The 23584-nt window shown below is 38.1% G+C and carries 19 protein-coding genes and 1 riboswitch; of the genes, 16 read left to right on the top strand and 3 right to left on the bottom strand.

What is annotated here, in order from left to right; translation table 11 throughout:
- The first annotated feature begins 6 nt into the window (after positions 1-6).
- The 16 genes from flgL to M3204_RS04075 all read left to right on the top strand — a co-directional run bounded on the left by flgL (position 7) and on the right by M3204_RS04075 (position 18383).
- On the top strand, positions 7-897 hold the full coding sequence (flgL, locus tag M3204_RS04150) for a flagellar hook-associated protein FlgL (RefSeq protein ID WP_251478824.1): 891 nt from the start codon (positions 7-9) through the stop codon (positions 895-897).
- Positions 898-941: 44 nt separating this feature from the next.
- Entirely contained in the window at positions 942-1532 is a 591-nt protein-coding gene (locus M3204_RS04145; protein WP_251478822.1) for a DUF6470 family protein, read from the top strand.
- A 15-nt stretch (positions 1533-1547) separates the two neighbouring features.
- Positions 1548-1988, top strand: a complete 441-nt coding sequence (gene fliW / locus M3204_RS04140) for a flagellar assembly protein FliW (protein WP_251478820.1) — start codon at positions 1548-1550, stop codon at positions 1986-1988.
- Positions 1989-1994: 6 nt separating this feature from the next.
- Positions 1995-2219 carry a carbon storage regulator CsrA gene (gene csrA, locus M3204_RS04135; protein WP_251478818.1) on the top strand — a complete coding sequence of 75 codons (225 nt, stop codon included), beginning with the start codon at positions 1995-1997 and terminating at the stop codon, positions 2217-2219.
- A 152-nt stretch (positions 2220-2371) separates the two neighbouring features.
- On the top strand, positions 2372-3187 hold the full coding sequence (gene hag / locus M3204_RS04130) for a flagellin Hag (protein ID WP_251478815.1): 816 nt from the start codon (positions 2372-2374) through the stop codon (positions 3185-3187).
- A gap of 72 nt (positions 3188-3259) precedes the next feature.
- Positions 3260-5023: a motility associated factor glycosyltransferase family protein gene (locus M3204_RS04125; RefSeq protein ID WP_251478813.1), complete on the top strand. Its 1764-nt coding sequence runs from the start codon at positions 3260-3262 to the stop codon at positions 5021-5023.
- Between the two features lie 16 nt (positions 5024-5039).
- Positions 5040-5402 carry a hypothetical protein gene (locus M3204_RS04120; RefSeq protein WP_251478811.1) on the top strand — a complete coding sequence of 121 codons (363 nt, stop codon included), beginning with the start codon at positions 5040-5042 and terminating at the stop codon, positions 5400-5402.
- The gene (locus tag M3204_RS04115) at positions 5403-6683 is read left to right on the top strand and encodes a motility associated factor glycosyltransferase family protein (protein WP_251478809.1); all 1281 of its coding nucleotides are present in this window, start codon (positions 5403-5405) and stop codon (positions 6681-6683) included.
- Positions 6676-8295, top strand: coding sequence for a CgeB family protein (locus M3204_RS04110; protein ID WP_251478807.1), 1620 nt, complete (start codon positions 6676-6678; stop codon positions 8293-8295). Before M3204_RS04115 ends, M3204_RS04110 begins: the two co-directional genes overlap by 8 nt.
- 182 nt (positions 8296-8477) lie before the next feature.
- Positions 8478-8574, top strand: a riboswitch (cyclic di-GMP riboswitch).
- An 81-nt stretch (positions 8575-8655) separates the two neighbouring features.
- Positions 8656-13749, top strand: coding sequence for an OmpL47-type beta-barrel domain-containing protein (locus tag M3204_RS04105; protein ID WP_251478805.1), 5094 nt, complete (start codon positions 8656-8658; stop codon positions 13747-13749).
- 246 nt (positions 13750-13995) lie between these two features.
- Entirely contained in the window at positions 13996-14367 is a 372-nt protein-coding gene (gene flaG / locus M3204_RS04100) for a flagellar protein FlaG (protein ID WP_353056026.1), read from the top strand.
- 10 nt (positions 14368-14377) lie between these two features.
- Entirely contained in the window at positions 14378-15868 is a 1491-nt protein-coding gene (locus M3204_RS04095; RefSeq protein WP_353056025.1) for a flagellar hook-associated protein 2, read from the top strand.
- Positions 15869-15904: 36 nt separating this feature from the next.
- Positions 15905-16306, top strand: a complete 402-nt coding sequence (fliS, locus tag M3204_RS04090; RefSeq protein WP_251478802.1) for a flagellar export chaperone FliS — start codon at positions 15905-15907, stop codon at positions 16304-16306.
- Positions 16306-16650: a flagellar protein FliT gene (locus M3204_RS04085; RefSeq protein WP_251478801.1), complete on the top strand. Its 345-nt coding sequence runs from the start codon at positions 16306-16308 to the stop codon at positions 16648-16650. The genes fliS and M3204_RS04085 overlap by 1 nt, the downstream gene beginning before the upstream one ends.
- A gap of 219 nt (positions 16651-16869) precedes the next feature.
- A complete protein-coding gene (gene hpf, locus M3204_RS04080; protein ID WP_251478800.1) occupies positions 16870-17415 on the top strand; it encodes a ribosome hibernation-promoting factor, HPF/YfiA family in 546 nt (181 codons plus the stop codon).
- Positions 17416-17540: 125 nt separating this feature from the next.
- Complete coding sequence (locus M3204_RS04075; RefSeq protein WP_251478799.1) at positions 17541-18383, top strand: DUF1028 domain-containing protein; 843 nt, start codon at positions 17541-17543, stop codon at positions 18381-18383.
- Positions 18384-18421: 38 nt separating this feature from the next.
- Here M3204_RS04075 and M3204_RS04070 read toward each other — a convergent pair whose 3' ends face one another.
- The 3 genes from M3204_RS04070 to M3204_RS04060 all read right to left on the bottom strand — a co-directional run bounded on the left by M3204_RS04070 (position 18422) and on the right by M3204_RS04060 (position 23577).
- Positions 18422-20221, bottom strand: a complete 1800-nt coding sequence (locus tag M3204_RS04070) for an Ig-like domain-containing protein (protein ID WP_251478797.1) — start codon at positions 20219-20221, stop codon at positions 18422-18424.
- A gap of 297 nt (positions 20222-20518) precedes the next feature.
- The gene (locus M3204_RS04065; RefSeq protein WP_251478795.1) at positions 20519-22480 is read right to left on the bottom strand and encodes a cytochrome c3 family protein; all 1962 of its coding nucleotides are present in this window, start codon (positions 22478-22480) and stop codon (positions 20519-20521) included.
- A gap of 122 nt (positions 22481-22602) precedes the next feature.
- The gene (locus M3204_RS04060) at positions 22603-23577 is read right to left on the bottom strand and encodes a 6-bladed beta-propeller (protein WP_251478794.1); all 975 of its coding nucleotides are present in this window, start codon (positions 23575-23577) and stop codon (positions 22603-22605) included.
- Positions 23578-23584: the final 7 nt, after the last annotated feature.

The following is a 23584-nucleotide window of genomic DNA, read 5'->3' as shown; positions in this document are numbered from 1 at the left end:
TATAAAATGCGCATAACTCAATCAATGCTTTCTTCCAATTCGTTAAGAAACCTAAGCGAAAGCTATCGGAGAATGGGACAATACCAGGACCAGCTTTCAACGGGCAAGAAAATAACTAAGCCATCAGATGATCCGGTTGTAGCGATGAAAGGTATGTTTTACCGCTCGAACTTGACCGAAGTCGAACAGTATAAGCGTAACCTTTCTGAGCTCTATTTGTGGATGGAAAATTCCGAGGCGGGGATCGAGCAGGCTAATAATGGGCTACAACGAGTTCGCGAGCTAGTTGTACAGGGGAAAACGGGATCTCTAAGTCCGAGTGACCGTGACGCAATAGCTCGTGAGATTGAGCAGATTAAAATTGACCTGGTCCAAGTGGCCAATACACAGGTTTCTGGCCGATATATTTTCCACGGAACAGATACGGATCACCCTCCGGTTCCGACCGGGAATCCGCCAAAGGTTGCTGCGAACTTGGCTGATCCATCAATTAATACGTATAAAGTGGAGATTTCACGGGGTGTTTCGTTACGAGCTAACGTGAATCCGGCCAATGTATTCAATCAAGAAATGTTTGATGTTGTCCAGGGAATCCAGACAGCTTTGGAACAAGACAAGCCTTCTGATTTGGACGGCTTGCTAGGCAGACTCGATAAAACAATGGATAATCTCTCTGCTGAACGTTCAGAGCTTGGCGCTCGCTATAACCGTCTTGAAATGATTGATGACCGGATAGGCCAGCAGGAAGTTATGGCAAACAGGATTCTCTCAGATAACGAAGATGCAGACATCGAGCGTGTCATAACCGACTTAAAGACCCAGGAAAGTGTCCACCGTGCTGCCCTTGGAGTTGGCGCCCGTATTTTACAGCCGACACTATTAGACTTTTTAAGATAAGCTATTCTCATTGGGAATAGCTTTTTTTTCTAGGAGGGAAGAAAATGCAGCTTCCGCAAATTAGATTGGAATCCACCTTTGCTCAAACGGAAATCAATACTTATAAATCTGTGCTTGAAATTGAGCAGCCTAAATCAGAGTTGAGTATTCAACAGCCCAAAGCCGATCTTAACATCAACCGAACACCATCCAGGTTGACTATCGATCAGACAAAAGCAAGAGAAGATGTCGACTTGAAACATATCTCCCGCAGGATTGAAGAAGCTGCCCAACGGGGATATCAGGACTGGCTTTCAGGCCTCGCGCGCGTATCGCAGGATGGGGATGAACTGATGATGATTGAAAACGGAGGACATACAATAGCCGCGCAGGCTAAGCGAAACAGCGAGTCACCAATGCTCGAATTCAACATTGGATGGATCCCCTCTGCAGGAGGAGTGAAAATTGGGTATGATCCAGGGAAAGTGGACATCAATTGGAAGGTGAATAAGCCTATTATTGAAGCTGCAATTAATAACCCAATTATCAACTATACTCCAGGAAAAGCGGAGGTTTCGCTCAAGCATTATCCTACATTAAAAATAGATTTTGAAAACCTAAGACATGTCGGTATTAATTACGAACAATCTATTTAAAGGAATGATTTCAGAATGAATATAGATACTAAATATCATGGAAGCCTAGAAATAAACTCTAATGAGATTTTAAACTTTGAAAAAGGAATACCGGGTTTCCTGGAGGAAAAGAAATTTATTTTACTTCCTCTGTCAGATGATGATACCTTCTCCGTTCTACAATCTGTGACTACATCTGAGCTAGCATTTGTTCTTACAAGCCCGTTTAACTTCTTTAAAGACTATGATTTTAAATTAGAAGATCAAGTTATCGAGGAATTAGAGTTGGAGTCTGAGGAAGATGTATTGGTTTATTCAATACTTACTGTTCAGGACCCTTTTAATAAAACTACGGCAAATCTGCAAGCTCCAGTGATTATAAATGCAAAAAATCAAAAAGCAAAACAAGTCATCTTGCATAACGAACAGTTCAACACAAAACACCCAATCTTTGAAAAACCAGAAGCGAAGGGGTGACCGAATATGTTAGTGCTAACAAGAAAAAATGGCGAAAGTATAAAAATTGGAGACGACATTGAAATCACAATTATCGCATCTAAGAACGATCAGGTAAAAATAGGCATCAAGGCACCCAAAAATGTAGATGTATTCCGTAAAGAAATCTTTGATCAAATCCAAAGCGAAAACGAACAAGCCTCAAAAGATATATCTTCAATTATCCAGTTTATAAAAAACAAAGAAAAATAAACAAAAAAATATTAAAAACTATTAAATATCTTTTTATCAAGTCGATAAAACTATTGTAAGAGAAAATAAGGGCGGCCGACCTTATAGACTCAGACAAATAAACTATTTGTTCACAAGGACGTGAACAACAAATTCAAGGAGGAAATTAAGCAATGAGAATTAATCACAATATTGCAGCTCTTAACACATACCGTCAATTGAACAATGCTAACGGCGCACAAGGAAAATCAATGGAAAAGCTTTCTTCAGGTCTTCGTATCAACCGTGCTGGAGATGATGCAGCTGGTCTTTCAATCTCTGAAAAAATGCGTGGCCAAATTCGTGGATTAGAGCAAGCTTCAAGAAATGCTCAAGATGGTATTTCATTGATCCAAACTGCTGAAGGCGCACTTAATGAAACACATGCAATTCTTCAAAGAATGAGAGAATTGTCTGTTCAAGCATCAAACGACACAAACGTTACTGCTGACCGTGTTTCTATTTCTGATGAGTTAAAAGAACTAAAAAGCGAAATCACACGTATCGCAGATGAAACTGAGTTCAACACACAAAAGCTAATCCAAGCAAGTGGAACATATAATTTCCAAGTAGGAGCTAACTCCGGACAAGTGATTGCACTTTCAATCACTACAATGAGCGCAACTGCATTAGGATTATCTTTAGGTGCAATTACTGTTTCAAGCAACGGTGCAGCTAATACTGCTATTACTAACATTAACAATGCAATTGAATCAGTGTCTACTATGCGTTCTAAACTTGGTTCTGTTCAGAACCGTCTAGAGCACACAATCAGCAACCTTGAAACTGGAGCAGAGAACTTAACTGCAGCTGAATCTCGTATCCGTGACGTAGATATGGCAAAAGAAATGATGTCTCAAACTAAGAACTCTATCCTTTCACAAGCAGCTCAAGCGATGTTAGCACAAGCTAACCAGCAGCCTCAAGGTGTTTTACAATTACTTCGTTAATCGTTAGAATGAATTTTATAATTAATAAAGGCAGCCAAATTTTTGGTTGCCTTTTTTAAAAGGATGAATTGTATGGACAACTATGAAAAAGAGAATAATGCATACTTAATTAGATTGGAAGAGAGCAAGCGTCAACATGTTCAAACTTTAAAGGTTAATAATTTGTATATCCATAGTAAATATTCTCCACTCGATGAAGCGAAGAAAATTGTTGAATCATCTTATAAAAAAAATCATCTTCATATACTGTTTGGGTTCGGTTTAGGTTATATATCACATGAGCTACTAACTAAATTCAGTGACACAGACAGTTTGCTGATTATTGAACCTAACCATGAACTGTTAAAAACTTCATTACAGTACATGGACAATGCTCAAATACTTAAGGATAAAAATGTACAAATATGTGTTGGTGAGGACTTAAACAATCTCAAATATCAGCTAAATTCTTTTTTTAGCGAATACATGGGGAGATTTACATTTATAAATACTCCTAACTATCCCAAGCTATACCCTGAATTTTATAAACTAGTATTAGAAACTGCCAAAGAACAATTGATGATGGAAATAATAAACAATAATACAAGGCATCTATTTTCAGAACAATGGCAAGAAAATTATATATCAAATTTGTATGAGGCATTTCATGCCCATAATTTTTCGAATTTGACTGGTAAGCTAACTTGCCCAGTAATAGTAGCATCAGGTGGGCCATCATTGACAAAACAGCTTCCTTTGCTTAAAGGGTTAAAGAATAAGGCTCTTATTATATGTGCCGGCTCCACTATTAATTCCTTGCTAAGAGAAAACATTGAGCCTGACCTAGTAGTATCGGTTGATGGAGGAATACCAAATTATAACCATTTTAAAAACCTTCAAATTGATAGTATCCCACTAGTTTACCCATTGATTGTTCATAAAGGTATTCCTAAAGGGCATAAAGGCAAACATATAATATTCAATATTAGTGATCATACTTTAATCAATAAATGGACAAATAAATTGTTATCTCAAGAAGTTGGTTTAGTACAGACTGGACATTCAGTTGCTAATTTCAGTCTTGATATTGCTTACCAGCTGACAAGTGGACCCATTTGTTTGATTGGACAAGACCTTGCATATACGAATAATCAAACCCATGCAGAAGGCAACCAGGGTTTTTCCATTATAGATAAAGCAAAAGAAAATCAAAGGAAAATGTTTCGAGTTGAAGGGTACTATGGTGAAGAGGTCTTAACTGATTATGTTTTCCTCGGCATGAAGAATAGCTTTGAGAATCACCTTGCCAAGATTCGGGAAACGGATCTTGCACGGAAAATTATTAATTCTACAGAAGGCGGCATTAAAATGGAAGGCTTTAGCCAAATGCCTTTTAATGAATTTATTGAAACATTTTGCAGCAACGACTGTAGTAAGGAAATTGGTGCTTTAATCCCTGCAAAGAAAATGGGGGATTGTAAGAAATTCCACAAAGAAATTATCACGCTTTTAGAGAAATATGAAGAAGTAATAAAGTTAGCAGACAAGTCTATTGACATATTAAATGGTGTAAAACGAAATAATTATATGTTTAATAAGAAATTTAACAAAGAACTAGAGAAGGCAGAGGATAAATTAAAAATTCTTTTAGAGAATGAGTTTATATATTATATCTTGAGGCCGGTCATGTTCAAGGTACAGCACAGCTTTTTAGAAGAATTAAATGAGACTGAAGAAGAAACCAATAGAAGGATATATGAAAAATCTTTGCTCTTATACAAAGGGATTAAAGGTGCTGCCGAGCAAGGAATAACATGGATTAGGGAGTTAAATGGAAGAATAGAACAAAATCTATAAAAATGAGGTTATCAATATGTCAAATCAACAACTCATTCAAGAAACTCTGGACAGCTTACAGGAATTCTTACCTAAAATTGCTGATACATGTCTATTAGTTGCAGATCAATTAAGAAAAGATAATGAAAGTGAAGCATTCCATCATATCAAAGAATTTATTGAAGCGATTGATTGGTCTACACAAGCCGTAGTCGGAATTAAAAATTTAGGATACTCTTTAAATGTTGATACTCAGGAAATTAATGAACATTTAAGAGAAGTAGAGGATGGCTTATCTGTTAATGATCAAGTGTTAATAGCAGATTTATTTGAATATGAGTTCCATCCTAAAATTCAAGACTGGATCAATAGTGTAAATAATTCAAGGGCAAATGCATAAATGGAATGGGAAATCCAAAAAACCCGCACTGCACCAACTGTATTAGTGGTGAAGGACAAGCAAAAATATTACATCCATAGCAAATATGATCCAATTAAGGAAGCAAGCATTTGGGTCGAAGGACTTGAATTGGATTCTTCTGAAAAAGAATTAGTGATTATAGGAGTTGGGATGGGTTATCACCTTCATTCACTGTTTGAAAAATATCCCAGTTTGCATATTCATGTTTTTGAATTTAACTATGCATATATGAAATGGTTATTCGAAAATGAGATATTGTCCCAAATTATACAAAATAAAAATATAACTTTTTATTATGAGATGGAGAGTTCTTTCCTCCTGAAACAATTAGCTGAGGTAATTGATAGAATACAGGGTAATCTATTGATCTATAAGCCTTCACTAATTTTAATTGAACAGGAAGAAATTAAACATATACTAGATTCATATTTAGTAAAAAAACGGACTATTAATGAGCAGGCAGGGTCTCTCGCTGAAAACTATCACTCGAATTTACAATTGAATGACCATAATATTAAATCGTTGATAGGGATGTATAGTGACCAGCCTGCAGTTTTAGTTTCTGCTGGCCCGTCCTTAACAAAGCAATTGCCTTTATTAAAAGAGGCTAGCCTAAAGGGAATGCTTGTAGGTTGCGTTGGGACAGCATTAAAGCCTCTAATTAAATATGGAATAATGCCGGATTTCATCATGATTTCAGACCCGAAAGACCTGGTAATGGAGCAGTTTTCCGAATTGACCAACTTACAAGTACCATTATTTTATCTTAGTACCGCAAATCATAATGCGATTAAGAACTATCAGGGTCCAAGGTATATAGTTTTTCAAAGAGGATATGCAGAATCTGAAAATCAGGCAATAAAAAACAAAATACCGTTAATTGAAACAGGTGGTTCAGTAGCCACGTGTCTTCTTGATTTAATAGTAAAATTAGGAATAACAAAGGTTGCATTGGTCGGGCAGGATCTTGCGTTTTCTAATAATGAAACTCATGCAGCTAACACTCATGCGTATAATAAAGTAAAACATACAACTAATTTGATACACGTAATGGATTATTTTAATAGTGAACATATTTGGACATCAAGAAATCTGTTTATCTATTTAAAATGGTTTAGCAATTACGTAAATAAGCATGAAAAAGTTGAATTCTTCAATTGTACAGAAGGTGGAGCTTTTATTAAAGGGTGGAACCATATTCCTTTTAGTGAGTTCATTGCTGTCAACTCGGCATCAATTCGGAGTGTTAATAATGGCTGAAAAAATGATACGATTAGAAAAAGCAAGAAACGGGAGTTTTACATGTCAATATAAAATAAATAATGAGTGGAAGTATTTGTATTCAAAGTACCATCCTGAGAGGTCAGTTAAAGAGGTTTCAATAAATGAAGATACAGACCTTATTGTCATGTTGGGTTTAGGGCTGGGATATGAACTTCTTAACATAAAAGAACAAACATCCAAACAGATTGTTGTGATTGAGTATGACCTGGAATTTTATAATATTATTCAAAGTCATCCAGCGCTAGCAGCTTCAGAGATAACAACGTGTACTCAATTGTTATTTGGTGATGAATACAAAGAGTTGAATTTAGACAAAAGAAGGATTCAGGTTTTTGTCAATGATACTTTGTTTCAGTGTAATCCACATTTTTATAATAGTGTCCTAAAGTTTTTCTTTAAAAATAACAAAAGAGAAAACATTATTTGCATGATGGAACACCCAACAATTTTAAACGATTGTGAAGAGGCGTTCATTGATTTAGGGTATTCAACCAAAATTTTAGCTTGGGAGCACAAAGATACTTTAATAAGAAAAATTGCAAAGATGAATCCTGCTTTTTTATTCACTATTAATTTTAGTGAAGTAATGGCTCTAATCAGTGAAAGCTTAAAAATCCCCTATATTTCTTGGACTGTTGATACACCTGCCTATTCTTTGTATGATTTAAAAAACCTGACAAATACATATAGCATATTCTTTGTTTACGATGAAGCAATTGTATCGGACTTGAAAATGAAGGGTATAAAAAAAATATATTATTTACCTGTTGCAGCTAATATAAAGAGGCTTGAGAATCTCGAATTATCCGAAAAGGATTATGAAAACTATACGAGTGAGATATCTTTTGTAGGAAGCAATGGTGCAAAAAATGAATATAAATCCTGTATTCAAAAGCAGCTATCATTAACCTTACAAAATCGTGTGGATGATTTATTGAGCCAGCAATCGTTTAGTGACACTTTTGTGCTCAAAAACATAATCGATGAAGCTATTGTAAATGAAATTGAGGCAGAATCAGGATATCCGATAGATAATAGAAACCATCCATTGCTGTCCAGAAAAGATAAGCTTGCTTTTTTATTGGGCAGACACCATTCATTCATTGAGCGGAGAGACATAGTTACCGAAATTTCTTATAAGTATAGGATGAATGTCTATGGAGATGAGGAATGGATTGCTGAAACAGAATCCAACCGGAAATTGCATTATATGGGATATGCTGAGCATTTTAATGAAATGCCAAAAATTTTTAGATTATCAAAAATTAATTTGAATATTACGAGGGCTTTTGTTGAAACTGGCTTGCCAATGAGGGTTTTTGATGTCCTTGGATCCAAAGGCTTTCTTGTAACAAATGATAAAAAAGATATAAACCGGCTATTTAAGAATGGACGCGACCTAGTAGTTTATCGAGATTTAAAAGATTTAATGGAAATAGTAGAATATTATATGATAAATGAGAGTGCCAGAGAAGAAATTATCATGAGAGGATTTAAAACAGTTAAAGCCAATCACACTTATAGTATAAGAATAAAAATAATGATGGATTATGTTTATTCAACTCTAGATGGCTTTGTTTTGGAATAAAAAGTTCATACTTTTATAATAAGTTGTACCTAAAAGATTTCGATGTTTTGTCGGAATCTTTTTTATTTCTTACCCGGCAAAAAGTATTTGTAATAGGGTAAAAAAGTAAGTAAATAATACTTTTGGACTATGTAATATAGTTCGTCCTATGGTTATAATAGACTAAAAAACACAGTAATCCAAAGTGAAAAAGGCAAACTGTAGGAAACTATAGGACGCAAAGCCAAGGGCCTGTACCGCAAAGTTTAAGGGGAATGCGGATGGTAGCCGGTTGCCGCAGGGATTCATAGTCTTTTTACCTATGAACCTTGTTTGAGGTTCTTTTTTATTTGGAGTCTGTCCAAAAGGTGGGACTATTGAATGAAAGTTTTTTTCTACAGAAAACTCATGGTTTTCGCATTAATCCTCATGACTTTTCAGGCATTCTTTCCTCTTGTTAATGCTTTTGCCACTTCAAATGCATTACCTCCAAGCAATGTGGCCGCGCAGTATATTACTCCGGATGATGTAAAGCTTACATGGTCTGCAGTATATGGAGCTACTGGGTACAATGTATATGAAATATTAGATGGCCAATTGCTGCTCCGCGATAAGACAACAAGTACTAGTTATAATCTGAACAATTTGGCCGAGGGAACTTACCGATATGTTGTTTCAACAATAAGTTCTATTGGGGAATCTGGACCGAGTGCGCCAGTATCGGTGGAAGTGGTTTATCCAGTAATGGCAACCCCGGATGTGCCTGTTTACACCATATCTAATGGAAATGACCTAAACCTCAGCTGGGGAACGGTTCAATATGCAGAAAAGTATAATCTCTACCAAATATCAGAGGATGGAAAGCAGACACTTATAGCCTCGCCAACAGGTAGAAGTTATAAAATAACTAATGTACCGGAAGGGAAGTATATTTATACTGTTTCCTCCTGGAATTCCTTGTATGGGGAATCTGCTCTTTCAGAACAAGTAACAATAAGTCTTGATCATCCGGTGATGGAAGCTCCAAATGACCTTACATACTCATTATCAAACGGAACTGATATCACTTTAAAATGGAGTTCTGTTTCATACACTACAAAATACAATCTGTATGAGATTACTGATAACACGCGAACCTTAAAAAGTACGCTTACAGGGACTAGCACTAAATTATCCGGTTTGTCTTCGGGTGAATATATGTTTGAAATTCGTTCCTATAGTGATCGTTTTGGTGAGTCTGCGGATGGCAGACAGTTAAAAGTTACAATTGGTGATGTAGTAATGTCGGCACCAGAACACTTGACTTATAAACTTCAAAACATAAATGATATCGTTTTTTCGTGGGATAGTGTTTATGACGCTACCAGCTACAAAATCTATCAGTATGTTGACGGGGAGAAGATTCTAAAAAACAGTGTATCTGGTACAACCTATACTGTAACAAATGCTCCCGAGGGAGAGCATACTTATGAAATACATTCTTTTTCATCCGTTTATGGTGAATCAGAGAATGGCAGCAAGCTTGCAGTTCCTGTAGTCCATCCAACTGTAATGCCACCAACCAATATGACAGGAACAGTTAAAGATGATAAAGACATTACTTTAACATGGGACATTGAAGAACTGGCAACGAATTATAGAGTATACCAAATGGTAGATGGAAAGAAAGTGTTAAAAAACACTATTACTGGTACAAGCGTTACATATTATAATTTGACGCCTGGTGAATACACCTATGTTGTTCATTCCTATTCTTCCCGATTTGGTGAATCATTAGAGGGATCACAATTGACCATAATGGTAAATGGAAAAACGATGTATCCTCCAACAAATCTCACCTACACAGTAAACAATGGAAACGATGTAAAACTTAACTGGACTGCAGCTGAGAATGCGACTAACTATAAAATCTATCAGGTAATTGATGGAGTAAAATTTTTTAAAAGTACAATTACGGGAACAACTATCACCTACACCAATTTACCAGAGGATGATTATCAATTTGTCATTCATTCAAATTCCTCTATTTTTGGTGAATCTAAAAATGGTGTCGAAGTAAAATTCCCGTTAGTTCACCCGACAATGGAAGCTCCGGAGGATGTAACCTATAAAATTAGTAATGGCAATGATTTAGTCCTGAATTGGACTGCTGCTGAATATGCGGCAGCATATAAGGTATATGAACTGATAGATGGTGTGAAAGTTCTAAGATATTCCGGTTCCGCATTCGGCACAACCATATCAAAACTTACAGCAGGAGAACACTCATACGTCATCCATTCCTATAGCTCGCGTTTTGGGGAATCTACCGAAGGGAAAGAGGTAGCAGTTACGATCAATGAATATACAATGGATGCGCCAGCAAACTTAACGTACACAGTAACAAATATAAATACTCTAAGCTTAAAATGGGATGCTTCATTATATGCAAATCGTTACAAGGTGTATGAAATCATTGATGGCGAAAGAATTCTGAAAAGTACTGTCTTAGGTACAGCAGCAACTATCAGCAATATCGCTGAAGGAGAACATAGGTACCAGGTTCATTCTCATAGTGACCGTTTTGGCGAGTCACCTGAAGGAGCTCCCGTTACAATCGATATTGTCTTTCCGGAAATCAAGGCCCCTCAGAATATGAGCTACAATATCCAAAACGGGAATGATATAGTCCTGAAGTGGGAAGCTGCAAACTATGCTACTAGCTATAAGGTCTATGAATATATCGATGGTCAGTTGTATTGGAAAACTACAGTTACTAGCTTATCGGCGGTTATTCCCAATATATCCGAGGGTAGTCATACTTACTTTGTGTACACAGTAAGCTCGCGTTTTGGGGAATCTGCTAATGGCAGTATTCAATCTGTAGAGGTTATCTACCCCACAATGGAGGCACCGCAAAATTTAACTAATACGTTTGTAAATGGAAATGATATTACGCTTAGATGGAATGGTGCTCCTTATGCTAACAGCTACAAGGTATATCAAATCATAGATGGCGAAAAGGTTTTGAAAACAACTGTAACTGGTACGTCAGCTGTTTTTGCGAACATGCCAGAAGGAAATTATGAATTTGAAATTCATTCCTTCAGCAGCCGATTTGGAGAATCACAAGTAGGGACTGACATTTCATTTGATTTGATTTTTCCAATCATGCAAGCTCCTGAAAACATCACATATACTATCACGAATGGAAACGATATTACATTGAAATGGAATGGTGCTGCCTATGCAACTTCCTATAAGGTTTATCGAGTAGCTGATGGACAAAAGGAGCTGGTCAGTACAGTTACAAAAACTGCGGTTTCATTTCTTAATATGCCTGAGGGAGAATATCTATATGAGATCCATTCCTATAGCAGCCGTTTTGGGGAATCTCCTGAAAGCAATATAATAAAGTTCACGCTGGTATGGCCCGTTGTTCAGCCACCACAAGTAACTGGTACTGTCTTTAATATTAATAATATTACATTGGCATGGCCAACTGTTCCATGGGCAAATGAGTACAGGGTTTATAAAATAACAAATAATGCTAAGGAGTTAATATATAAAGGCAATGCACTTAGCTATAAGGTTTATAATCTATCTGAACAGACTCATACTTTTGAAGTAACAGCCTATAGTACTCGTTTTGGAGAATCAACCCTATCGAATCAAGTAACTGAAACGATCATCTATCCAATTATGGGAGTACCGGAACCGTCTCTCGCGCTTTTAGGTGAAACAAGCGCAAGGATCTCCTGGGATTTTGTAACTTACGCCAATGGATACAACATTTACGAGCTATTAGATGGAAAGCCAGTTCTCGTAGCAGGGCAAGTAAACAATTTATCTTATACGGTTACTGACCTAACGTATGCTAATCACGAATACTTTGTAACTTCGTACAGTAACTCTTTTGGGGAATCGAAGCCGTCGAAAGTCGTATTGGCCAAATTAATAATAGATACTGAAGCACCTGTTACATCATCGAATATTTCAACAGCCTGGAAAAAGGACAGTGTGATTGTAGAACTGACTGCAAGTGATAATGAAACCGGGATTGCAGCGACTTACTATTCTCTAAATGGAGGAAGTTTTGCAGAGGGTACAACTTTAACGGTTTCCGGTGAAGGTATCTATCAAGTAGCTTACTACAGTGTTGATAAAGCAGGGAATAAAGAAGAGGTTAAAACTGAAACTGTTAAAATAGACAGTCAGGCTCCATTTACAGAGTCAAACATCGAAGAAAACTGGCAGAGTGGCGGTTTCACGGTTAAACTTGTTTCCGAAGACTCATTAAGCGGAGTATCTCAAGTCTATTATTCTATTAATGGTGGAGAATTTAAAGAAGGTACAACTGTAAATATACCTGCGAATGGGATTTACGAGGTTTCCTACTACAGCATCGATATTGCAGAGAATAAAGAAGTTGTCCGTACAGATATATTAAAGATAGATAACTTCGCCCCAGCTACTTCTACAAATATTATAGGCAAATGGTATAAGGATGGCCTTAATGTTAAGTTCAGTGCGAATGATGATTTCAGTGGGGTTGCATCCACGTATTATTCAGTCAACGGATTAGAGTTCATTAAAGGGGAGGAAGTACTCCTGGATGTTGAAGGAATTTATGAAGTTTCCTTTTACAGCATCGATAAAGCTGGAAACAGAGAAGCGGTTAATAATCAAACCGTAAAAGTAGACAATACAAAACCAGTGACCAACGACAATACTTCGAACCTTTGGTATAACAGTAATGTAAATGTAGTGCTGAGTGCGAATGACAACTTAAGCGGTGTAGTTGAAACATTCTACTCGGTAAATGGTTCAAAGTTTGTAGCTGGTACAAACTTTGAGGTAACTGAGGAAGGAATCAATGAAATTACTTACTATAGTGTGGATGCAGCTGGGAATATAGAAGATCAAAAGTCTACGCATGTCAGGATTGATAAAACGGCTCCAACAGTTATTGCTAATTTGGACAAAGAGTATGTACTTGGTTCAGATTTCTTAATTTCCTATATTGCAAAAGACAAGCATTCAGGAGTCGCATTTGAGGAGGTAAGTGTGAATGGAGTTGCTTACAATAATGGTGAAGCCATTCTTCTAGACAAGCCTGGTATATACACCTTAAATGTTAAAGTAACAGACCATGCAGGATGGACTACTACCTATGAAAAGGAGTTTGTAGTCTATATCCCGATTATGCTTGAAGTCATTCCAAATGCAATTAAAGGGAACAAAGGAATTTTTACAGTTAAAGCAAATCTTCCTGAAGAATTTGCAGGTGCTTCATTTAATATTTCTACAGTTACTCTAAATGGAGTAACTCCTGTCATAAATCGTAATGGCTTGGCCAAGCAAGCAGAAAAAGGCCATTTTAAGTTCGAACGTGAAGCTTTTGATTGGGTACCAGGCAAAGTGAAATTGGAATTCCGTGGGTATCTAGATAACGGATATCTGATTACCGGGTCAAAGATTGTTGATGTAAAGTGATTGACTTGCATAGCCCCTCTATTCCGAGGGGTTTTTATTTTTTCAAAAATATATTTTTCGAAAAGGGATTGTTCTTTTCATATAGTTTCTAATATTTTAGTAAAGTTTTGGATGCCATTTATTCTCAAGTTGATAATTTAATATAGAAATGAATATGTTCTGAAAAGAAATTATATTGAACAACACTAAATAAATGAGTTTAAGTTCCGATATTACTATAAAGACAGTTACATTCAGGGGGAACTAATGATGATTGAACGATTATCATCAAACCAATTTTCCTCACAACTCAGAAATCCCGAGATCGGTGAGACAAACATCCAGAAACAGGAAAAACTAGTAGAATTTTTACCAAATGCACCGTTTGAAGAGAAAAAAGAAAGTAATAATTTTCCAAAAGAAAAAGTTGTAGATATCGTAGACAGCTTAAATAAATTTATGGAGAACTCTCCAACATCATTGAAATTTGAATATCATGAAAAGTTGCATGAGTATTACGTTAAAGTTGTTGATGATAAAACAAATGAAGTTGTAAGGGAAATTCCACCTAAAAAGATGCTTGATTTCTATGCGGCAATGACGGAGTTTCTTGGACTGATGGTAGATAAAAAAGTCTGAGGTGATATAAGTGGCAGGTATACGAATTGGCGGGTTAGCCAGTGGAATGGATATAGATCAGCTCGTAAGTGATTTAATGAAGGCCGAGCGTATTCCTTTGGATAAATTAAGTCAGAAAAAACAGTATATGGAATGGCAGCGGGATGACTATCGGGATATGAATAAGGCCCTGTTTGAATTTGATCAGTTGATATTTGATGGTATTTTGAAACAAGGATCTTATATTAAAAAGACTGTTTTAAACTCCAATTCAGATGCTGTTTCAATTAGAAATATTACTTCGACTGCTGATTTTTCCGGAACAATTGAAATTACAAGCTTGGCATCTGCTGCAAGTATGTATTCACAGTCATCTGGCCTAAATCCGACGGATAAGTTAAGTACTCTGGGTATTAATGGAACAAAATTAACGTTTCAGTCAATTGGCAAAGATGGTCGACTCGAAAGTGCTTCTGTGGATATCAATCCTTTAAACGATACAATCGAAACTGTTATTTCTAAAATTAATACTCAGACAGGTGTGTCAGCTTATTATGACAAGACCGAGGGAACATTGTCACTTATTGCGAAGAACACAGGGGATACATCAGGATCACCTGAAATTATCCTGGGTGGTGACAGTAACTTCTGGTCGGCCTTGAAGATGGAAACGAATAATGAAGCAGCGAGTTCACTTGGAGTTGGAACTTTAGGAGCAAATGCAAAGCTGAAGTACAATGGCATGCCAATTGAGCGGTCCACCAATACATTCAATATCAATGGTGTAGAATTTACTTTAAAGAACAAGACTACTCAGCCAGTGACTTTTTCATCTGCACCAGATACTGAAGCTGTTTTAGACACGATTGTTAAATTTGTTGATAAATATAATTCCCTGATTGATCAAATCAAAGGTGAATTAGAAGAAAAACGATACCGTGACTTCCAGCCGCTAACCAGTGAACAAAGAGACACAATGGATGAAAAAGACGTCGAGCGATGGGAAGAGAAAGCAAAAAGTGGAACTTTACGTGGAGATTCCATCCTTTCCAATTCATTAAACGAGATGAGGATGGATCTTTATACAGCTGTTCCGGGTATAACAGGATCTAACCAGCTGGCTGAAATTGGTATCAAAACTTCAAAAAACTATCGGGATGGCGGTAAATTAATCATAGATCCTGAGAAGTTGAAAGCAGCAATAAATGAAAATCCTAATGCTATTTATGAATTATTTTCTAAAGAAGGTACAGGTGATAATCAAGGGATTGGCAGAAGATTACGTGAAACCATCAAAACAACCATGACCAATATCGAAAAAAGGGCTGGTAAAGCTACTAGCACTAATAACTCTTTTACCCTTGGAAGGAACCTGGAAAGCTTGGATAAACAAATCAATCGCTTTGAAGATCGACTTGTTCAAGTTGAAAATCGCTATTGGAGGCAATTCACAGCTATGGAAAAAGCGATCCAGCGTGCGAACAGTCAGTCAATGTATTTGATGCAGCAATTTGGCGGCTGAAATTAAAATGCCCTTTCACAAAAAGGAGAGTAAAACATGGCAGTAAATAATCCATATAATTCTTATCAGCAAAATTCAGTTACTACAGCCTCACCAGGTGAGCTTACGCTAATGTTATATAATGGGTGCTTAAAGTTTATAAATCTTGCAAAGAATGGTATCGAAAATAAAGATATTGAAACAAAAAACACGAACATATTGAAGGCTCAGAAAATTATCCAGGAATTAATGGTGACTTTGAATATGGATCTCGAGGTCTCGCAAAACATGATGTCCTTGTATGAATATATAAATCACCGTTTAATTGAGGCTAATATAAAAAACGATGTAGCGATTCTCCATGAAGTAGAACTCTTTGTAATGGAATTCCGAGATACATGGAAGCAAGTTATTCAGTTAAACCGTCAGAGACAGCATAGTCAGGGTGGCATGGCTTAGTGAATGCAATAAATGAATTTTACAAGATAACAGTTGAGTTGGTTCGACTGTTAGAAAACTCACAGGCTGAACGTGACGTTAAAATATTGCAAGTTGAAGCTCTCATGGCTCAGCGTGAAACACTTATAATGGAGATAACTCCTCCATACTCACAAGAGGAGATGGAAGTTGGGCGAAAATTAATTCAAGTTAATGCTAGGCTTGAACAAGTTCTGCAAGAAGAAAAAGTCTCTATTCAGAAAGACATTAAAGCTCTGCAAATAAAAAAAGAATCCAGCTGGAAATATGCTAATCCGTATCAAAATGTTTCGCCGGATGGCATGTTTTATGATAAAAAAAAATAGATAATCCATGGTTATTTGTAAAACGGAGCAATTCTTCTTAATGAACCGCCCAATTTCGGGCGGTTTCTTCATTTCTATACACCCTCTTACAAAATATCCACTATCTCGACGGTAAAAACAGACATAAAATCGTCAAATCTTCTGACTGTTTTTGCAGGAGTTCTTTGGGGTAAAATAGAATTAGTAATACATAGTCATATCCCAAAGGAGGAGTCCACTATGAACTACAACATTCGTGGAGAAAACATTGAGGTAACTCCAGCAATCAGAGAGTATGTTGAGAAGAAGGTTGCTAAGCTTGAGCGTTATTTTACGGAGTCACCCAATGCTAATGTAAATGTGAATTTGAAAGTTTACCAAGATAAAAAATCAAAAGTTGAAATTACAATTCCAATGAAGGACCTTGTGCTTCGCGCAGAGGAGCTTCATGACGATATGTATGCAGCAATCGATTTGATCACGGACAAACTGGAGCGCCAAATCCGCAAGCACAAAACAAAGGTCAACCGCAAATTCCGTGAAAAGGACAGCCTGAAGGACTTCGCGCCAATTTTCACGGAAGTTGAGCAAGTCGAAGATGAAGATGATCTGGAAGTAGTCCGTACGAAGAGCTTCGACCTGAAGCCAATGGACAGTGAAGAAGCAATCCTGCAGATGAACATGCTGGGCCATAGTTTCTACGTATTCACAAACGCAGAAACAAACCAAACAAACGTTGTTTATAAGCGTAACGACGGCCGCTACGGTTTAATTGAAGCTCAATAAAGAGTAAGTCAGCTGAATAGTTTCAAATTGTACCCACAGTCAGAAATTGGCTGTGGGTTTCATATTGCCTTCGAAAGGAAAATTTATATCGAATGTCGAAATGAATTTCTTAGGAGGCGATGATAATGACATTTTCAATCGTAGGTTATGATCCTCAGGAAAAAGAATGGGGAATTGCTGTACAATCCAAGTTCCTAGGCGTTGGCGCGGTCGTGCCGTTTGCCAAGGCAGGAGTCGGAGCTGTGGCTACCCAATCATATGCAAACACCGCATACGGCCCTCAGGCGCTGGAATTGATGGATCAGGGAAAATCTGCTGAGGAAGTAATGGAGCTGATTACGAAGGACGATAAGGATAAAGAAATGCGCCAGGTCGGTTTGATTGATGCCGAAGGGAACGCAGCCACTTTTACAGGTACATATTGCTACGACTGGGCAGGCGGAGTAACAGGCAAGCACTTCGCTGCACAGGGTAATATTTTGGTAGATGAAAAGACAGTCCAGGCAATGGCGGAAACCTTTGAATCTACAGAAGGTTCACTGGCACACCGTCTGCTAATGGCTTTGGACGCCGGCCAGCAAGCGGGTGGCGATAGCAGGGGCCAACAGTCAGCAGCGTTGCTCGTCGTCAAAGAGAAGGGCGGCTATGGCGGCTACAACGACCGCTTTATAGACCTGCGCGTCGATGACCATCCTGAACCAATTAAAGAACTCATCCGTATTTATGGACTGCAGCAGCTCTATTTCACGAAGTCAAAGCCGGAAAACGTTGTGGCTATAGAAGCTGAAGTAAAGGATGAAGTGGTGAAGCACCTTAAACGCCTGGACTATTTAAAACCAGATCCGTCCGACGAAGAGGAGCTTCACAAGGCGTTGACTTCCTATATCCATACCGAGAACTTCGAGGAGAGGGAGCAGGAGAGAGGGAAGATTGATCTGGAAGTTTTGGGGTTTATGAAAAATCAATAAAAAATAATCCCTCCGATTAAACTCGGGGGGATTATTTATTATGGGGAAGATTCAGTTGGTGTTTCAGATATAGAATCAGGTGATGGAACAATTGGTGTATCCGCTCCTGAATCATTTGTTGATTCAGGTGTATTACCGGATGTGGGATCAGCAGTTATACTATTTCCTGAATCTGTAGCTTGCTCACTTGTACTAATCGTTCCGGTATCTAGATGTGCTCGTTTTGGCGCATGCGCGGCTTCCAGGAAAGACTGGGACGTACCGCCATGACATTTGGAGCAGCTTTCTAAATTCGATGCTTCATGACCGGGAGTTGCTAAGGTAAATCTGGCTGTAACCCCATAAATTGCTGTTGATCCATTATGGCATTTAGTGCAGAAGGACCGTTCTTTTGCTGCATCCCAATCACCAGATGCTTCTGAAAAATCCATTCGATTCTCGTGTCCTAGCTTATCCCTCAGAAGCTTAACATTATTGGAACCATGGGTATCATGGCATTCGGCACAAGGAATCTGGCCGATAAGCGGGCTGCCATCCATTGCAGTTAACGTATGGCCGGAGACTATGCTTTCATCGTAATATTGGATTATGTTTGTCTTTGCTTTTGAACCATCATGGCAACGAAGGCATAACGCAAAGTCATCTTTCAAACCTGACGCAGTTGTTGACTTGCGATATTGAAAAACATTGTATTGGACTTGGGCGGCATCCTTTTTGAATGTTGTTGCCCTGTCATGGCATTTTTCACAAAGAATATCCATCGTGTCATGAGTTTCATTAGTAGAATTTGGATGGTCATATGTCCAATGGTCTTTGAACATATTTGGATTACTCTCTGACCAGGTCAAGTGCGGGTTATGGCAGCCAGTGCAAGTTCCGCTCTTTTGTGCAAGCTCTGGATTTAAATTGAAATTGTGTTTATGTGCTTTGTCCATGTTCTCCGGCATTGGCGCTGCGGTACCATCATGACAGGCCATACAATAGTTATCTGTATTCGGTTTAGCATATTTTTCATTTTCTAGTTTAGAGCCTTTTGAAACGTGGGTACCATGGCAGTTCACACATGTATTGACATTATGAGTGTAGTTCCCGTGCGGGTCTTCCATTTCTGGAATACTTGCGGTTGTGAAGCTCCAGTATCTTGGAAAAATTTTATTACCGGCATCGTCAGTAATCGCAGGATTTACTGAAACAAAATATTTTTTATTAGGCATTAATGCAGTGGTAGGTGTGAAGGTGATCATTTGCGATATCGAATCAAAAGTTGAGGATCCTATAACTGAACCTTCATTGGTATAGACGAAAATAGGATCCGTAACCCTCATTATTTTTATTAACTGATCATCACTCAAAGATACCCGAATGCTAGTATCCAAGGGTACGTGAGTCTGGTCCATAGACGGGAATACATTTGAAAGAACAAAAGGCCTGGATAGATTAACAGAAAATGTAACTGATTTTGTATCTGTTTTTCCTGCTTCATCAGTTGCTTTTATAAAATAGGTGTAGTCACCGTTTGTTAGATTGCTAACTTCATAGGTCCATTCACCAGTACTCGCTAGCGGAACAAGAGTATTGAGTACCGTGTTATTTGAATCCAAGACTTCTAACTTAATTAACTCTGGTAAAGTAACATCATCAGTAACCTTCCCGGAGATCAATACATTATTTGTGTTAACAAGAGTATTATTTTCAGGGGAAACGATGGTAATGATGGGGGGAGCAAGATCCTCTGCATTTGCCTGTTCAGTAAACAGGGGATTAAGGAAAAAAAGCAGCACAATGAACAGCAAAATAATATATATGATAAAAGGATGGCTTTTAAAATAGGAGCTCATGGCTGATCACCTTTTTCCTTTCTGGCATCTAAAGTAGATGTTGTTACAAGAAGTTTGAATTAAGGAATTGTGGGAGAAAGTCCAAAACAAAATGGGGGAAATCCCTAATTGCTGTATATTTTTATTATAACTATAATGATAAAGTTCATTAAGAGACGAAATGTGAAGGTTCATTGACGAATTTATGAACCCGTGCTTTAATGGAAAAAACAAGGCAATAATAGTAACTATTACTGCCTTGTTTACCTGTATTTTTCTCTGGGCTATCAAATAGTTGCCGCTATTTGGTAGCTTTTTTTATGGAGTTACAATAGATGGATCGACTGGTTGTGTTCCATCAGGATTGAACATTGAACCATTATCTACAGCGCCTTGTTTAATTTTACCAGGCATTGCCGGCTGGTCGCCTAATCCATGTGGATCATTGTCATCTCCGAAAGAGCCAGTATTCTTTAGTTGTTCAGCTTTAGAATCTGTGTGACAGCCCCAACATACGGACATGTTAGTATAACGCTTAAGAGCTGAAGATGGGTTTTGGTCTAACATATAGTCATTAGCATCTTCAATAGTGGCAAATGTTCCGTTGTCAACCAACTGCTGAGCTGTTTCTCCATGTGCATCCATCATAACGGTTACGTCTGTACCATGTGCATAGTGACAGCGTACACAAGTGTAGCTATCGCTTGTTGTAGTGTGGCGATATGCTTTTTCGAAGGTACCTGTTTCAGAACCAGATTTAGCTAGGTAATCAGTGTGGCAAGACGCACAGTAAGTAGACATTTGTACACCTTTACCACCAGCAGTTGAAGCATAAAGAGCATTCACGTTGGATTGGTAAATTGGAACACCGTTAGCGTCCCCGAACTTAGCAATTTCTTGAAGATCTAAGTCGACTGTGTAAGCACGGCCTATATCACCTTTAGTAAGGTTATCAAGAATTGTATCTCCATTTTTCGCGTAGATAAATCCTTTAGACCAAACGATCTTTAAGTTTGCATTCCAATCTTGGTCATGGTTATCGACTACACCGGTATAGTGCTGAACATCTCCCACTGTAGCTAATGTAGTATCTGGTGCTTTAACTTCGGTGTTAGCCGTTGTTACCCAGAAACGAGTGTAGTAGTTTTTATTTGGAGATGCATGTTTATATCCATATAACCAAGGCTTAGTGGATTTAACATAAGCGGTTCCGCCGCTGTTTAAATCATAAGCATAAATAACTTTTGTTGTTGCAGGATCTGCTCCGTCAATATCTGCAGCGACTAATCCGAAGTTAGTAGCTGTTCCTCTAACTAAAATAGAAGTTTCTAAAGCATTAGCAGCAGGTACAGGCCAATCATAAACTTTTCCGTTTTTGATACCAATACCGCCTTCTGTTTTTACAGCAAGGCCCATGCCATTTGGATTATAATGTAATAAACGATCAGAATAAGAACCGTGTGGGCTATGGCAGCTCGCACAGTTGAATTCGTTAATCCAAGCACCAGAGTTTGCAGATAAGTTACCACCTGGTGCCGCTTTTGCTTGAACTGAACCGTCAGCTAAGTGGATAGACATGTTACCTTCAGCAGTTCCCCCGAAAGTACCAGCGTTAGAATGTTCGAATACGTTGTAGAATCCTAATGTACCGTCATGACATGCTGTACAAGTATTGTATACGCCATCCTTGAACAATAAGCTCTTGGAGGCACCTGTGTGCGTTTGGTGACAGCTTGCACAGGAGTTAGTATTGTTTTGATACTCACCATGTGTTCTGTGAGTTCCAGTTGTTCCGTCGTTCTTTGTCATTCCTAATGACTTGATCACATCGCCATTAGTAGTACCGTCATTTGTAGTAACACCGGAACCGGTTTGGTTAGCGTTTGACATTGCATTGTCTACATCTTGTAAAACCATTGCTTTGTTGTTTGCAGGTGTGAAAACATTGAATACAGTTACACCAGTATCGTTTGTTCCCCCTACAGTTGTGATTGTAAATGCATACTTTGTGCTGTTAGATGTTGGTAAAGAGACAGTTCTATTTGCTGTATCAATAGTTGCATCTGTAGTTTTATCAACATTATTAGTAACATCCTTGACTGTAACTGTGTAATCTGTAGCTGTTGCATCTGCATTCCAAATTACTTTTACAACACCTTGATCATCAAGAGTTGCTTTGTTGATTGTTACACCTGTTGCAGCAGCCATCGCGCTAATGCTAAACACTAGCACTAAGGCAAACATGGTCAGCAACGACGCCCCTAATTTTCTCTTCGACATTTTGCAAACCTCCCTTATAAATTAGCGAATATACTTCCTTTATAAAACAATCGCCTTGTTCCAGGCATCACCTCCTTTAAGGAGAAATGGGTACTAATTTATAAGTTTGGTATTATGGTCGTTTAATAGTAAACGGCAACGCGCTGGTTTAATGTGTCTGTGATATACAGGTGATCGGTATCGTCAATAAACAGGCCGTTAGGGAGGTAGAACTGTTCATTTTGGTCGCCGATCCCGCCGAATTGGAATGCTTTTTTGCCTTCTTGGTCAAACGCGTATACATAATGTGTTAAGTTATTTACCACGTAGATAAAGCCGCGGGAGTCGATGTCTATTCCGCGAGGGTTTACAAGGGTTGATTTGCCTTTTCCGTCGTCAGAGCCATTAATTTGCTTCCTAAATTTACCCGCTTTATCGAAAATCTGTATACGCTGGTTACCAGTATCGACTACGTAAATGTTTCCTTCATCGTCGGCGGTCACAGAGTTTGGTGCGCGGAAATCGCCTTCAGCCTGGCCTGGCTTTCCGATTGTGAGTAGGAGCTTGCCATTAAGATCAAATACATATACCTGGCTTTTTTCGATATCTGTTAAATACATCTTTTCATCGATGATCCTTAATCCTCCAGGAGCCTTGATCACTTTGTTTTTCCCATCTGCTTCTTTAAAGTAGTCTATGAATTTACCTTTGCTGTCAAAGATGGAAATAGTGCCGTTAAATAAGTCTGCTACATATACACGTCCTTTTTTATCTCCAGAGATTCCATAAGGGAACATAAACTCTCCTGGTCCGTCGCCTTCCTTGCCGAACTGGAAGATCGGGGTGCCGCCGGCATCAAATACTTGAACACGTTTGTTTTTTGTGTCAGAGATGTATAGGAATTCTCCTACTTTAGAAACATCCATTGGCTTATCAAGTGCACCTTTATCAAAATCTCCGTAGATTAAATGACTGAAGGCAGGGGGGCCATTTGGATCCATCCTTGGTGTTATTTTTGCTACTTCATTTCCTAGGTTTAAAAAGTATATTGCCACAAAGGCAGCCGCCGTCAGCGAAACGATGATCCCCATCCATATATAGACCGTTTTCTTTTTCAAGGAAATT

This window comes from Mesobacillus subterraneus (genome assembly GCF_023715485.1).
Classification (GTDB): domain Bacteria; phylum Bacillota; class Bacilli; order Bacillales; family Cytobacillaceae; genus Mesobacillus; species Mesobacillus subterraneus_B.
Note: the sequence above shows the minus strand (reverse complement) of the source record. Positions and strands in the feature narration are given on the sequence as shown.